Below are 13,129 nucleotides of genomic sequence, written 5' to 3'. Positions count from 1 at the left end.
CAACCGGGAGCTTACCCGTCATTTCAGCCCGGCGATGAAGGCGTAGAAGAAATCCGCACCTTCCTCGAGGGCGGAGATGTCGATGAATTCGTCGATGGTGTGCGCCTGGTCGATTGAACCGGGACCGATGCAGATGCTGGGGATGCCACCGTTGGAAAGATGTGCGGCATCCGAAAACCAAGGCGCGCCCGCGAGCCGCGTCCCGGAGTCCGTGGCGAGCAGGGCCTGGATCATCGGATGATCGGCGGAGGTATCCATCGGCGGATTTTCGTGGGGTTTCACGATTTCAACCGGCAGTTCGTGGAACTCGATGGTCTCCTGGAGCAGTTTCAAAGCTCCTCCGGCCGCCGCGAGCGCCGGAGTGATGCGGATGTCGATTTCGGCTTCCGCCAGATCCGGCACGATGTTCGGCCGCGCCCCGCCGCGGATCATGCCGACGTTCATCGTCGAGTGGCCGAGCACGGGGTGGGTGAAGGTGGCGAGTTTTTTGCCAAGATGGTGGTCCAGCAGATCCAGCGCGCGGGTGAGCTTGAGGATGGCGTTCTCCCCACGCTCGGGTTGCGAACTGTGGGCGGCTTTGCCAGTCGCGCGAAGGGTGGCCCAGAGCGAGCCCTTCGTGACGTGGACGACCTGCAGGGAGGTCGGCTCGCCGACCAGCGCGAAGGAATAGTGGGAACCGTGACGTTTCGCGAAATCGATGGAACCCCACTGGCCCGACTCCTCACCCATGAAGGCGACGAAATCCACCGCGACCGGCAGATCCGCCAGGATCTCGCGGTGCTCGTGCAGCGCCCAGAGCATCGCCGCCATGGGACCTTTTGTGTCGGAAGAACCCCGTCCCCAGATCCGGCCGTCACGGTTTTCACCGCTGAACGGCTCGATGGTCATGCCGCCCACCCCCACGGTGTCGAGATGGGGGCCCAACAAGATACGCGGTCTGCCATCCAGCGGGGCGAAGCGGGCGATCAGGTTCGGGCGGCCGGGCTTGATTTCCTCCAGCACCACCTCCGCGCCGATGGATTCCAGCCAGCCGGATAGGAAGATGGCGAGCGTCTCCTCGCCGATCTGCTCGGTACCCGGCGCGTTGTCGGGATTTACGGAAGGAATGCGGACGAGTTGCTGGAGAAGGGAAACAACGTCTTGGCTCATATGGTGGAGATTCCACTTTCCTCCACGCCGGGGCAAGACCGGGTTTTGATCCGGGGAATCGACGGGCGGATTTTCCGACCGCTAAAAGGCGGAGAATAAGAGAATTCCGGTGTTTCGGGAATTCCGCAATCTTCTGGTGTTTTCCTACGGGTGGGGTTAGGTGTGGGAATGCTCGCGAAATTTTCGCTCCTGTTTCTTCTGGCGGCCACCTCACTCCCTGCCCAGACGGGTGAGAAGCTCGTCACCTCCGCGCGCAAGCAGGTCGGTGTGACGCAATACTATGACCCCATGTACCGGACGCTCGATTTCCCGAATGGAGATGTCCCTGCCGACCGGGGAGTCTGCACGGACGTGATCATCCGCGCGATGCGCGACGCGCTGGCGAAGGATCTCCAACAACTCGTCAATCAGGACATGCGTGCGAATTTCTCCGCCTATCCGAAAAACTGGGGCTTGTCGAAAACGGACAAGAACATCGACCACCGCCGCGTGCCGAACCTGCGGACCTATTTCAAGCGCAAGGGGTATGATGTCCCGCTTGGCAAGGACAAGGACCCCGCGAAATTCCTGCCCGGAGACATCGTCACCTGCACCGTGCCTCCGAATCTGCCACACATCATGCTGGTGAGCGATAAAAAGACGGATGCGGGCGTGCCGCTCGTCATCCACAACATCGGCATGGGGGCAAAGGAGGAGGACTGTCTGTTCGGTTACCCGCTGACGGGACATTATCGGGTGAAGTGAGGGGTGTTAACTTGCGACAAACAAGGATGAGCGATGAATCTGTTCACTTGAGGCTCTCTGCCCAGAATGCCTTATTGGGGCATGTTCCGCCGTGTTTACGAGCGGCATCCATTCAAAAGGACGGAGGCCTGATTTTTTGGAGATGCGTTTTTGATGTTGATGCGACGGAGAATGACTTCGAATTGATGCGGATGGCTGGCACCGCAATCACCGCAGACTTTCCGGAACCGGCCACTATCGAGGAGGAAATCGTGACGATGCCTTTTCCCGAGATGCCACAGCATCTCAATTACTTGGTCTATCTCAGGTATGAACCTACTTGCTGTGGTGACCCAGGATTGTGAGAGGTGAAGTGATCATGAAGATTATTTTCCTACGTTCTTCAGCCGTGGTTTGAGAACCGTACCATCCATCAGCACGATGCGGTGCTCGGTGGAGCCGTTGACCTGCATTTCGACGAGGTAGAAATCCACGCGTTTCGCTGTGGCGGTGGTCAGGAATTCCAGCCGCTTGACAACAAAGGCCCTGCTTTTGTCCAGATCGTCGGATTTGCCCGCCAGCTCGATCGCCCGGATCGCGCCGAGTGGTGCGGATGCTGTGGTGTCGATGGCCGGGGGAAGTTTTTCGAGTAATCCGGTGTCGATGAAGAATTGTTTGATGAATTCCAATTCTTTGGAGGTTTTTTCCGGAGATTCCATGGATGACACGGGTGTGGAAACGGTCGGGCCGTTGTGAAGCAGGACTTCGCCGGCGGAGGAAAGCCCGGCGAGAAGGGTGGAAACGAGGAATAGGAAAGAGTTTGTTCTCATGGTGTTGATTTGTTAACTCCGCACGTGGCTCGCGACCTCAAATTTTTTGGGGTTGTCATCGCCAGAATCCATCCAAAATTCCGCACCCAATCATGAATCTCGATCTTAAATACAAAACCGCCCTTGTCACCGCCGCTTCCGGAGGGATCGGCCAGGAAATCGCCCGCTCGCTTGCGGCGGAGGGCGCCAGTGTGATCGTCAACGGCCGGACTACGGCCAGTGTGGAAAAAGCCATCGCCGAGATCCGCGCGAGCGTGCCGGATGCGGACCTCGTCCCGCTGGCGGCGGACAACGGCACTGCGGAAGGTTGTGAGAAAACCATCCAAGAGTTGCCGAGCGTGGACATCCTCGTGAACAATCTGGGGATTTATGAGGCGGTGGGATTTTTTGAGGAGACGGATGAGGCGTGGCACCGGCTCATCGAGGTGAACATCATGAGCGGCGTGCGTCTGGCGCGGCATTATCTGGCGGGGATGCTGGAACGCGGGGAGGGAAGGGTGGTGTTCATCTCCAGCGAGTCCGGTGTCAGTCCGGCACCGGAGATGGCGCACTACAGCGCGACCAAGACCATGCAGCTCGGCATTTCCCGTGCTCTTGCGGAACTGACGAAGGGCACGAAGGTTACCGTGAACTCGGTATTGCCGGGGCCGACACGGACGGAAAACGTGGAGAAATTCATGCAGAGTGTTTTCCCGGGTGTGTCGCCTCAGGAAGCCGAGCAGAAGTTCATGTCGGAAAACCGTCCGAGCTCGTTGATCTCCCGCCTGATCGATCCCCGGGAGATCGGCGACATCGTGACCTTCATCTGCAGCCAGCGGGCCGCTGTCATCAATGGCTCGTGCATCCGGGCCGAAGGCGGGCTCGTGAGAAGCGCGTTTTAAAAGATGGCTACGTAACACGCTGGTTTCCCCCGGAAGCAATCCCCGGAACAAGCGGCATGGAAGTGTGAGCGGTGCGCCTATGAGAGGTCGGCGCTCCTGTAAACAGGACTATGGACAAAGCCAGTTCTGACGCCCCGGCACGAAGACCTCGAACCCGGAACTTGAACGCGGGCTGCACCGCTCACGCGGTGGAGTATGCCGGAAGGTTTCCGAAGGGGACTGAAAAGGTGAGAAAGCCGCCGTCATTCAGACGCCTGGCCCGCCGCAGTGCGGGAGTTGACGCGAGCCGGATCGAAATGTTTCCGGAGGTGGAAGTGCGTGTGTCCGGGCGGAAAGCCAGGAAGTTCGGCGAAAACCTCGTAACCCAGGTGTTGGTAAAAATCCCGTGCCTGGAAGTCGAAGGTGCCGAGCCATGACCCGAGACAGCCTCTGGCGATGGCGGTGGATTCCGCCGTCAGGAGGATTTTGCGGCCAAAGCCCTGTCCCCGCAGCGAGGGAGAGATCCACAGGCCGTCGATCATCAGCCACCGCCACATGGTTGCTCCATAAATCCCCCCGAGGAGGGTGCCGTCTCCGGATCTCAGAGACAGGTTGAGCGGCTGCCAGTCACGACCTCCGACATCGGGTGGATCATTTTCCCGAATGCCTTTCCGCACGGCGGCGGACAAGGAATCCGCGTCGGTTTGTTCGTCGATGATGAGGTCCATCGGCGGATGCTGTTAGGTGGAATGGCGGATGGAAAGCCCGACGGCTTGAAATTTGTTGGAAATTCCGTGCCGTCAGATCAGGTCAAGCGCCTGATCCAGCGACGCGACCACCCGGTCCGCTCCACAAGCTTCGAGCTCCGCAACGGAAAAGCGTCCGGTTGCCACGGCGAGGCAGCGGGCCCCGACGGCATGCGCGCAGGCGATGTCCTTCGGAGTGTCCCCGATGACCCAGGTCTCGTCGGCGGTGAACTTCCGCCCCGCGTGCAGAGCCGCGCGTTCCAGGGCGATGGGGCCGAGCTGGTTCCGGTCCGCATGGTCGGAGCCATAGGCACCGAATGAGAAATAGTGGGAAAGACCGTAGTGGCGCATCTTCGCCGCAGCACCTCCGGAAATGTTTCCGGTGAGCAGACCGAGCGTGGCATCCGGCTTCTTTGCCAGATGTTGCAGCAGTTCGGTCGCTCCGGCGATCACACGTCCGGGGTGTCCTCCGTTCGCCAGATTCCAGTCAAGGCGGTCCAGATAGACTTGGAAATAGGTGTCGATGCGCTCACGTGTGACCTCGATTTCGAAATGCGCGTGGATGTTCGCGATGATTCCGAGATCCGTGCTGCCTGCGAGGTCGAGTTCGGGACCGTCATGGCCGAAGATCTCACGGGTCGCTTCCACGAGCGCGGTCAGTCCCGCGCCGCCGGTGTCCACCAAGGTGCCGTCGATGTCGAAGAGGTAGAGCATGAAAAAAGTGGCGGCGGAACCGAATCCACCGCCACGGAGAGTTTGGGATCAGGCCTTCGGCGCGTCTTCCGCCGGAACCTCGTCAGGCACTTCATCCGGGACGTCGTCGTCCGGGACTTCCTCCTCGTGACCCTCTTCGTCTTCGAAGTCGTCTTCTTCCATCAGCTCGCCGTGGAAGAGGTGGAACTTGCGCTTGCGCTGGTGCGCGGGAAGGGGGGAAAGGATCATCGCCACCGCCCGACCGTTCAGACGCGGGGGCTGGTCCACCTGGGCCATGGTCTTGAGATCCTCGATGATTTTGTTCAGCACCACGAATCCGAGATCCTTGTGAGCGTTTTCACGACCACGGAACTGCAGGACGAAACGGCACTTGTGGTTCGTGTCGAGGAATCCTTCGGCACGACCGAGCTTGATGTTGTAGTCGTGCGTGCCGGTTCCGACGCGGAATTTCACTTCCTTCATGCGGGTGGCGCTCTTCGACTTCTGCTTTTTCAGCTTGGCCTGCTCGTATTTGTATTTTCCGTAATCGACGATCTTGCAGACCGGTGGGTCCACCTGGCCGGCGATTTCGACAAGGTCGAGTCCGAGGGATTGGGCTTTGATGAGTGCTTCGCGCGAACTCATGACGCCTAGCTGATCGCCATTGGCGAGCACGACGCGAACTCTCGGGGCACGGATGCGGTCGTTGATCCGCGTCATATCGCGGAAACGACCCCTGTTTTGGTCTCTTTGTGGCTTAGCGATGGCTTTGTCCTCCAGTGGGTAGATGCGACACACCGCTGCACGGACGGACGATGCCGCCGCACGATACCGGTGCGAAGAGTGATGCGGAACGATGGACCGGACGCCGGATCATAGATCGGAGACAACGGGGCCAAACCGATCGTCAACAAGATCGGTCTTGAGGGTCATGCTATATCGTTCCAGGAAAATCATTGAGCGGCGGGAGCCGGAATCATCGCGTCCATCATGCCGGACCATGGGGGTAGCCAGCATCCGATGAACGTCTGAGGCAATTGAATAGGGGAAAAGATCGATTTCGGCAAGCCTCATTTTTAAGGGGATGAGCGGGATCAATTTCCTTTCTTCACCGGATGGGCCACGAGCCGGTCGATCGCCTGCTTGAGGTTTTCCCCGGCTGCCGCATCTGCAGGCAGCGCGTCTTCTCGAACGGCGGGCAGAAGGTGTTCCCAGACGACGTCGAGCTCGCCCTGCATGTTCCCTGTGTCGGCGGTGATGGCGACGACCATGTCCTGTTCCGGCATGACGATGCAGAACTGGCCGCCCGCGCCGTCGCCGCGATAGGCGTTGTGGCGGCATCGCCAGAATTGGAAGCCGTAGCCTTCCTTCCAGTCCGCGCCGATGCCCGCGTGGCCCGCGTTTTCATTCGGCACCTGTTTGGAGGTCGCCAGCCCGACCCAGTCCTGGGAGATGAGTTGTTTTTCATTCCATTTGCCCTTCTGCAAATAGAGTTGGCCGAGCTTGGCGATGTCCTCCGTGCGGAGATACAGTCCATAGCCGCCGAGCGAATTCCCTTCCGGACTGCTGTCCCATCTGGGGTTGTCGATGCCGAGGGGTTCGAACAAACGCGGCTTGAGGTATTCCAGCGGGGTTTGTCCGGTGACTTTTCTCACGATGGCGGAAAGCGTGTAGCTTCCCATGGTGTTGTATTGGAAATGCGTGCCGGATTTGAAGGGAACGGGGTGGGCGAGGAACTGCTTCACGGACGGGCCGCCATTGTCCCGTTTCGGCTCGGACTCATGTCCGCAGGTCATGGTCAGCAGGTCCCGCACTGTCATGGCTTTGAGATTTTCCGAAGGGTTCTCCGGTGCGTCTTCGGGGAAGAATTTCAGCACCGGGTCGTCGAGCTTCAACTTTCCATCCTGGATGGCCAGGCCGACCGCCGTGGAGTTGAAGCTCTTGCTCACGGAGTTGAGGATGTGTGGTTTGTCCGCTGACTCGGGTTTCCACCACCCTTCCGCAATGACGTGGCCGTGACGCACGATCATGAAGCTGTGGAAGGTGTTGACGTTTTTGTCGGCCGCTTCGACAAATTTGACAATCGCCGCCGGGGAAACGCCCTGTTCCTCGGGCGTGCTGCGGGGAAGGGGAGCCGAGAGGGCGAAAGGGGTGAGCAGGGCAGCGGCCACAACCGGGAAGAGTGAGGAATTCATGGGTTTCAGGGTGGATACTAACGATTGTCCGGCGGGGATCTTGCGGCGGAATTCAATATTTGATCATCAGGTCGGTTCTGGGACGGAAGGAGTCCGGGAACCGGGAATTGCTCTTGTCGCCGTAAGGAATGGAAGATAGGAGAGGGTCTGATGCACGGATCGTCGTCGGCAGCCCAAGAGACCATGTCAGGGGATCATCTGCCGGCTGACCGGCTGATGCCTCTGGTCTATGACGAGCTGCGGCGCCTGGCCGCCTCCCGAATGATGGGGGAGGCCGCCGGCCATACGCTGCAACCGACGGCACTGGTCCATGAGGCCTGGCTCAGGTTGCAGAATGGCAACGGAGGCATGTGGGAGAACAAGGGACATTTCTTCGCCGCCGCCGCGCGTGCGATGAGGTGCATTCTCGTGGATCGCGCGCGGAGGAAATCGGCATCCAAGCGTCAGGCCGACGAACGGTTTCCCGATCCCGCTTCCGACATCCTGCCGGAACGGGATGATCACATCCTGCGGATTCATGAAAGTCTGGCGCGTTTGGAAAAGGAAGATCCGGAGGCGGCGGAGATCGTGCTGCTGAAGTTTTTCAGCGGTCTGGGCAGCAAGGAGATCGCCGGCATGACGGGCAGCAGCGTCCGCTCGGTGGAGAGATGTTGGACACTGGCGAAAGCCCGGCTTTACCAGCTCATCCGGGAGGACATGTGACGATGGATCCTTCAGAAGGGAGGAGGGCGCGGCGCGACCCGCGGAAAGAGATCGAGGGGGCGATCCTGGAAACCGCCCTGGGCCTGGAGGATCCGGAAGCCAGGGAGGTTTTTCTCCGCCAATGGTTCGGCAATGATCCGGAGGGACTGGAAAGAATGCGTGGATTGCTGAAGGCTTCGGCGGAGTCCGCGTCTTTTTTCATGGAAGCCCGGGAACACCGGGTGTCCGCCGCGCGGGATGCTGTCGAGGACATGGAGCCCATCCAGGTGGCGGGAGTGATTTCACCACCCATCGAGGGACCCGGCTCACACATCGGCCCTTACCGGTTGCTCGGCCGCATCGGCGAAGGTGGCTGTGGAGTGGTGTATGAAGCAGCCCAGGATGAACCGGTATCCCGCAAGGTGGCATTGAAAATCATCCGTCTGGGAATGGATACCGAGGCGGTGATCGCCCGTTTCGAGGTTGAACGGCAGGCGCTCGCGCTGATGGATCATCGGAACATCGCCCGCGTGCTTGATGCCGGCGCCACGGATACCGGACGGCCCTACTTCGTGATGGAGTTGGTAAAAGGGGAGAGGATCACCCGCTACTGCGATGCCCATCGGCTGGATCTGCCACAGCGGCTGGAGCTTTTCATCCAAGTCTGCCACGCCATCCAGCACGCCCACCAGAAGGGGATCATCCATCGCGACATCAAGCCTTCCAACATCCTCGTCGAATCCCCGGACGGGGTCGCCGTTCCCAAGGTGATCGACTTCGGCATCGCCAAGGCCGCCGGTGCCGACCACCAGGGGCGGACCCAGATCACCGAGCGCGACCAGATCATCGGGACACCGGCCTACATGAGTCCCGAGCAGGTGGACCTGCGCGGCATCGACATCGACACCCGCAGCGATATCTACAGCCTCGGCGTGCTGCTTTACGAGTTGCTGAGCGGGCGGCCTCCCTTTGACGAGGCGGCGTTGGAGAAGGCCGGGATGTCGGAAATGCGTCGGGCCTTGCTGGAAGATGATCCCCCCGTGCCTTCACAACGGCCTGCTGGAGAGGTGGTGGCGGAAAACCGCCGGACGGACCCGTCACGATTGCAATCCACCCTGCGCGGCGATCTGGACGCCATCGTCATGAAGGCGATGGAAAAACTCCGCAACCGCCGCTACCAGACGGTGAACAGCCTCGCGATGGACGTGCGGCGCTATCTCGCGCACGAACCGGTGCTCGCCCGCAGGGCGGGGCGGCTGTATCACATCGGGAAATTCGTCCGCCGCAACCGGGTTGCCTGCTTGTCCGGCGCGGCTGTCGCCGTCTCGCTGGTCGGTGGCATGGGAGCGTCCACCTGGCTTTACGTGCGTGAGCGCGCGGCGTTTTCCGAACAAAAACGCCTCGCTTGGGAAGCGGAGATAGCCCGCAACAAGGAGTTCCATCTGTTGGAACAAGCTGAGGCGAGGGCCAGCATTTCACAGGTGGCAGGGCTTCTCAACCGCAGGCAGACCGGGGTGAGCTTGTCCGCGGACAACGACTTCGGCGGCGTCGCGATCCTGCTCAACGAAGGAAAGGCCGAGGAGGCGGATGCCCTGCTCCGTGAGAATCCGCTGGATTCCATCGAGCCGTCCCCCGACGCCACGCGCGTGTTCCGCACGCTGGGACATTGGAACGCGATGCGCGGCCGCTGGCATCAGGCGCTCCGTTGTTTCCAGTGGCTGGACCAGGCGAACCGGTTCGACAATATCGAGGGAATCATCGAGGGGACCGATCCCATGTGTCTCGCCACCCTGCTCGCCGAGTTCGGAAAGGAGGAGGATTACAAGAAATTCCGGCGGGAGGCGCTGGACCGTTACCTGCCGGTGCGCAGCGCGCTCGCGGCGGAGCATCTGCTGAAGATCACCCTGCTCCGGCCGTTGGAGGCCGTTGAACTGGAACGTTTGCGACAGGCTGCGGAAATGTGCGCTTCCGGCAGGCGGAGCGAGTATTCAGGGCGGGATTCTTTTCCGCAGTGGGACGCGCTGGCCCTGACGATGTTCCACCACCGTAGCGGGGAATCACGGAAGGTGCTGGAGTGGAGCGATAGATGTTTTTCCTTCTCCGGAGGCAGGGGGGATCGCGAACGCTCGACCCGCTGCCTCCGCGCGATCTCCCTGCATCGTTTGGGAGATCGGGATGCGGCGCTGGGCCAGTTGGCCCACGCCCGGACTCTGACACCCCCTCCTTCCGGACCCGAGGAAGAGCTCAAGTTGGACATCTGGCTGGATTGGTCGGTTTCCCGTGTCCTGTTGAAAGAGGCTGAAGCAGTGGCGGCGGAGTGATTTTTGCAGAGGGGGGAGGGGGAACTCCGCAACGGTTCTGAAGAGGGACTCCGGAATTTTTTCGATTTTTTGGCGGAGTCCGGGATGGGAATACGCATTGGGGATTACGGTGAATCGTCCTTTCCCCCGGATCCCGAGGATCGGTCGGATCCACCTGTCATCCTTCCACGAGGAAATCCATACAACCCAAAAAATCGATCCATGAAATTTGATAAAACAAAAACCTCCCGCTCCATTCTCGCATTGGGAATCCTGTTGGGAGCCAGCACCGCCTGTCACGCGACCATCATCGGTTTCGGCAATCTGGGCGGAAACAATACGAACATCGCCGCCGGTTTCGTGTCGAACGCGAGCGCGGACGGCAACGGTTTCGTGGTTTCGAACGGAACCACACCGGACATCGCCCTGCTTTGGGACAACAACTGGGACATCCACACCTCCAACCGTTTCGATCCGCTCGAAGCCCAGACGATCGGTGGCGGGGCTTGGGACAACGAGTCGAACATCGCCCGCATCGGCCAGCTGGACGGTGGGATCCACACCATCAAGTTCACCCCGAACGCGGGCTTCGCGGTGGTGCTCAATTCGTTCGACTTCGCCCACACCAACGAAACCGCAGGAACCACCTCATGGAATCTGAGCCTCACGGATTCCTCGTTGAACACCGTCTGGACGCAGACCGTGGGGTTCACCAATGGCCAAACCTTCACCATCACGCCGAATTTCCACGGCCAACTGGGCCAGAGTTACACGCTCAACTTCAACCGAACGGCCTCAAGCTACGGTTCCGACGGCCGCCACGGAATCGACAACCTGAGCTTCAACCAATCGCTGGTTCCCGAGCCGTCGTCAGCCGGTTTGCTGGGCATCGCGGGCTTGGTGCTGCTGAAGCGCCGCCGCAAGTAAAACCGCCGCGTCCGCTCCCAAGCCATTCCTCCGGATCAGTCCGGAGGGATGGCTTTTTTCATGGGTGAAGGGGAATCAGAGGCTCCGTTCCGCGATCTCGGATTTCACCTTCGCGACGAAGTCTTCCAGCGGCAGGGTTTCCAGCTCTTCCGTATCGCGGCGGCGGATGGAGACGGTGCCTTCGTCCACTTCCTTCTGACCGAGCACGATCATGTAGGGCACGCGCTCAAGGCGGGCGGTGCGGATCTTGGCTCCGACTTTTTCCGAGGTGCGGTCGATGGTGACGCGGATGCCGGCATCGGCGAGTTTCGCGGTGGCTGCCTCCGAGGCTTCGAGCGTTTTTTCTGAGATCGGGATGACCCGGACTTGCTCGGGAGCGAGCCATGTCGGGAATTTTCCTTCGAAATGCTCGATGAGCAGGCCGGTGAAACGCTCCAGCGAACCGAACGGCGCGCGGTGGATCATCACGGGAACGTGCTGGGCGTTGTCCGCTCCCACGTAGGTCAGACCGAAGCGCACGGGCAGGTTGTAGTCCACTTGGACCGTTCCGAGCTGCCAGTCGCGGCCGATGACGTCCTTGACGACGAAGTCGATCTTCGGTCCGTAGAAGGCGGCTTCACCGAGTTCTTCGGTGTAGTCCACGCCCAGTGTCTGCACGGCGTGGCGCAGCGCTGCTTCCGCCTTGTCCCAGTTTTCCGGATCGCCGACGTATTTGTCCGACTCCGGGTCACGCAGGGAAAGACGCACGCGGTATTCGTGCATGCCGAGGGTCTTGAGAACCTTCTTCACCAGTTCGAGACAGCCGGTGACTTCTTCCGCGACCTGGTCGGGAGTGCAGAAAAGGTGGGCGTCATCCTGTGTGAAACCACGCACGCGGGTCATGCCGCCGAGCTCGCCGGATTGCTCCCAGCGGTACACCGTGCCGAACTCCGCGAGCCGCACGGGCAGGTCGCGGTAGGAGTGGTGGTCGCTCGCGTAGATCTTGATGTGGTGCGGGCAGTTCATCGGCTTGAGCAGGTAGCCCTCGTAGGTGCCGTCCGACAGTCCGTTGATCAGCGTGGCGCAGGTCGCGTCCTCATCGGCGAGTTTTTCCAACACGTCGCGCTCGGCGATGGCCGGATACTGGCTCTCCTGATAGTAGGGGAAATGCCCGGATGTCCGATAGAGGTCCAGCTTGCCGATATGGGGAGTGAACACCTGGGAATAGCCCTGCTTGTCCAGCTCTCCGGTGATGAACTCCTGCAGAGCGCGGCGGACCAGCGCGCCCTTGGGCTTCCAGAGGATAAGTCCTTGGCCGACCATTTCGTCGATGTGGAAAAGACCGAGCTCCTTGCCGAGGCGGCGGTGGTCGCGTTTCTTCGCCTCTTCCAGACGGGTGAGATGGGATTCCAGATCCTCCTTGTTTTCGAACGCCGTGCCGTAGAGACGCTGGAGACTGCCCTTCGACTCGTCACCCAGGTAGAATGACGCGGAAACCGACATCAGTTTCACGTTCTTGCACTTGGAGGTATAGCCGACGTGGGGACCCGCGCAGAGGTCGATGAAGTCGCCATTCTGGAAGCAGGAGATCTGCTCGCCCTCGGGGATCTTGTCGATGAGGTCCAGCTTGAAGCGCGAGGGATTGCCCGGACGCTCGCCGAGTCCGCCGAGACGGCCGCTTTCCGCCATCGCCTTCGCCTCCTCGCGGGAGATCGCCTTGTATTCGAACTTCTGGTTCTCCTTGGCGATCTTCTTCATCTCCGCCTCGATCTTCTCGAAGTCATCCGGTGTGACGCGGTGCTTCATTTCAAAATCATAGTAGAAGCCGTTTTCAATCGGCGGGCCGTAAGCGAACTGCGCGTCGGGCCAGAGCCGCAGGATGGCGGTGGCCATCACGTGGGCTGAGGAGTGGCGGACCCTTTCGAGGTCGGTCATCTGGGCGCGTTCGTCGAGTGTCTTGCGTTCGGACATAAGAAAGTTGAGAGTTTGGAGTTGAGTGTTGAGGGTCAGAGGCAGGTGGAAGAGCGGTGGAAGGATGACAGGGGG

The 13,129-nt window shown here is 60.4% G+C and carries 13 protein-coding genes; 6 read left to right on the top strand and 7 right to left on the bottom strand.

From position 1 onward, the window contains the following. Nucleotides 1-18: 18 nt before the first annotated feature. Nucleotides 19-1,149 carry a M20 family metallopeptidase gene (locus tag JIN84_RS21025; RefSeq protein WP_200353072.1) on the bottom strand — a complete coding sequence of 377 codons (1,131 nt, stop codon included), beginning with the start codon at nt 1,147-1,149 and terminating at the stop codon, nt 19-21. A gap of 168 nt (nt 1,150-1,317) precedes the next feature. Between JIN84_RS21025 and JIN84_RS21020 the strand changes: the two genes are divergently transcribed. Together JIN84_RS21020 and JIN84_RS23625 are read left to right on the top strand one after the other, a co-directional pair. Next, complete coding sequence (locus tag JIN84_RS21020; protein ID WP_200353071.1) at nt 1,318-1,893, top strand: DUF1287 domain-containing protein; 576 nt, start codon at nt 1,318-1,320, stop codon at nt 1,891-1,893. Nucleotides 1,894-1,919: 26 nt separating this feature from the next. Next, nucleotides 1,920-2,237 carry a MafI2 family immunity protein gene (locus tag JIN84_RS23625; RefSeq protein ID WP_486347940.1) on the top strand — a complete coding sequence of 106 codons (318 nt, stop codon included), beginning with the start codon at nt 1,920-1,922 and terminating at the stop codon, nt 2,235-2,237. 21 nt (nt 2,238-2,258) lie between these two features. Here JIN84_RS23625 and JIN84_RS21015 read toward each other — a convergent pair whose 3' ends face one another. Then, nucleotides 2,259-2,702 (bottom strand): hypothetical protein, encoded by a 444-nt coding sequence (locus tag JIN84_RS21015; RefSeq protein WP_200353070.1) that lies wholly within the window; start codon nt 2,700-2,702, stop codon nt 2,259-2,261. A 92-nt stretch (nt 2,703-2,794) separates the two neighbouring features. Here JIN84_RS21015 and JIN84_RS21010 point away from each other — a divergent pair, with 92 nt between their 5' ends. Then, entirely contained in the window at nt 2,795-3,583 is a 789-nt protein-coding gene (locus JIN84_RS21010; protein WP_200353069.1) for an SDR family NAD(P)-dependent oxidoreductase, read from the top strand. Between the two features lie 242 nt (nt 3,584-3,825). On the opposite strand, the gene JIN84_RS21005 is transcribed toward JIN84_RS21010, so the two are convergent. The 4 genes from JIN84_RS21005 to JIN84_RS20990 all read right to left on the bottom strand — a co-directional run bounded on the left by JIN84_RS21005 (nt 3,826) and on the right by JIN84_RS20990 (nt 7,196). Then, on the bottom strand, nt 3,826-4,290 hold the full coding sequence (locus JIN84_RS21005; RefSeq protein ID WP_200353068.1) for a GNAT family N-acetyltransferase: 465 nt from the start codon (nt 4,288-4,290) through the stop codon (nt 3,826-3,828). Nucleotides 4,291-4,362: 72 nt separating this feature from the next. After that, nucleotides 4,363-5,022 (bottom strand): HAD family hydrolase, encoded by a 660-nt coding sequence (locus tag JIN84_RS21000; RefSeq protein ID WP_200353067.1) that lies wholly within the window; start codon nt 5,020-5,022, stop codon nt 4,363-4,365. A gap of 48 nt (nt 5,023-5,070) precedes the next feature. Beyond that, on the bottom strand, nt 5,071-5,721 hold the full coding sequence (infC, locus tag JIN84_RS20995) for a translation initiation factor IF-3 (RefSeq protein ID WP_200353066.1): 651 nt from the start codon (nt 5,719-5,721) through the stop codon (nt 5,071-5,073). 374 nt (nt 5,722-6,095) lie between these two features. After that, on the bottom strand, nt 6,096-7,196 hold the full coding sequence (locus JIN84_RS20990) for a serine hydrolase domain-containing protein (protein ID WP_200353065.1): 1,101 nt from the start codon (nt 7,194-7,196) through the stop codon (nt 6,096-6,098). A gap of 183 nt (nt 7,197-7,379) precedes the next feature. Here JIN84_RS20990 and JIN84_RS20985 point away from each other — a divergent pair, with 183 nt between their 5' ends. From JIN84_RS20985 to JIN84_RS20975, 3 genes are all read left to right on the top strand, one after another. Then, nucleotides 7,380-7,898, top strand: coding sequence for an ECF-type sigma factor (locus JIN84_RS20985; RefSeq protein WP_200353064.1), 519 nt, complete (start codon nt 7,380-7,382; stop codon nt 7,896-7,898). A 2-nt stretch (nt 7,899-7,900) separates the two neighbouring features. Continuing rightward, complete coding sequence (locus tag JIN84_RS20980; protein WP_200353063.1) at nt 7,901-10,198, top strand: serine/threonine protein kinase; 2,298 nt, start codon at nt 7,901-7,903, stop codon at nt 10,196-10,198. A 201-nt stretch (nt 10,199-10,399) separates the two neighbouring features. Next, nucleotides 10,400-11,104 carry a PEP-CTERM sorting domain-containing protein gene (locus JIN84_RS20975; RefSeq protein WP_200353062.1) on the top strand — a complete coding sequence of 235 codons (705 nt, stop codon included), beginning with the start codon at nt 10,400-10,402 and terminating at the stop codon, nt 11,102-11,104. A 75-nt stretch (nt 11,105-11,179) separates the two neighbouring features. On the opposite strand, the gene thrS is transcribed toward JIN84_RS20975, so the two are convergent. Next, nucleotides 11,180-13,054: a threonine--tRNA ligase gene (gene thrS, locus JIN84_RS20970; protein WP_200353061.1), complete on the bottom strand. Its 1,875-nt coding sequence runs from the start codon at nt 13,052-13,054 to the stop codon at nt 11,180-11,182. Between the last annotated feature and the right edge of the window lie 75 nt (nt 13,055-13,129).

Source organism: Luteolibacter yonseiensis, from assembly GCF_016595465.1.
Classification (GTDB): Bacteria; Verrucomicrobiota; Verrucomicrobiia; order Verrucomicrobiales; family Akkermansiaceae; genus Luteolibacter; species Luteolibacter yonseiensis.
The sequence above is the reverse complement of the archived record's forward strand: the minus strand, read 5'-3'. Positions and strand labels throughout refer to the sequence as shown.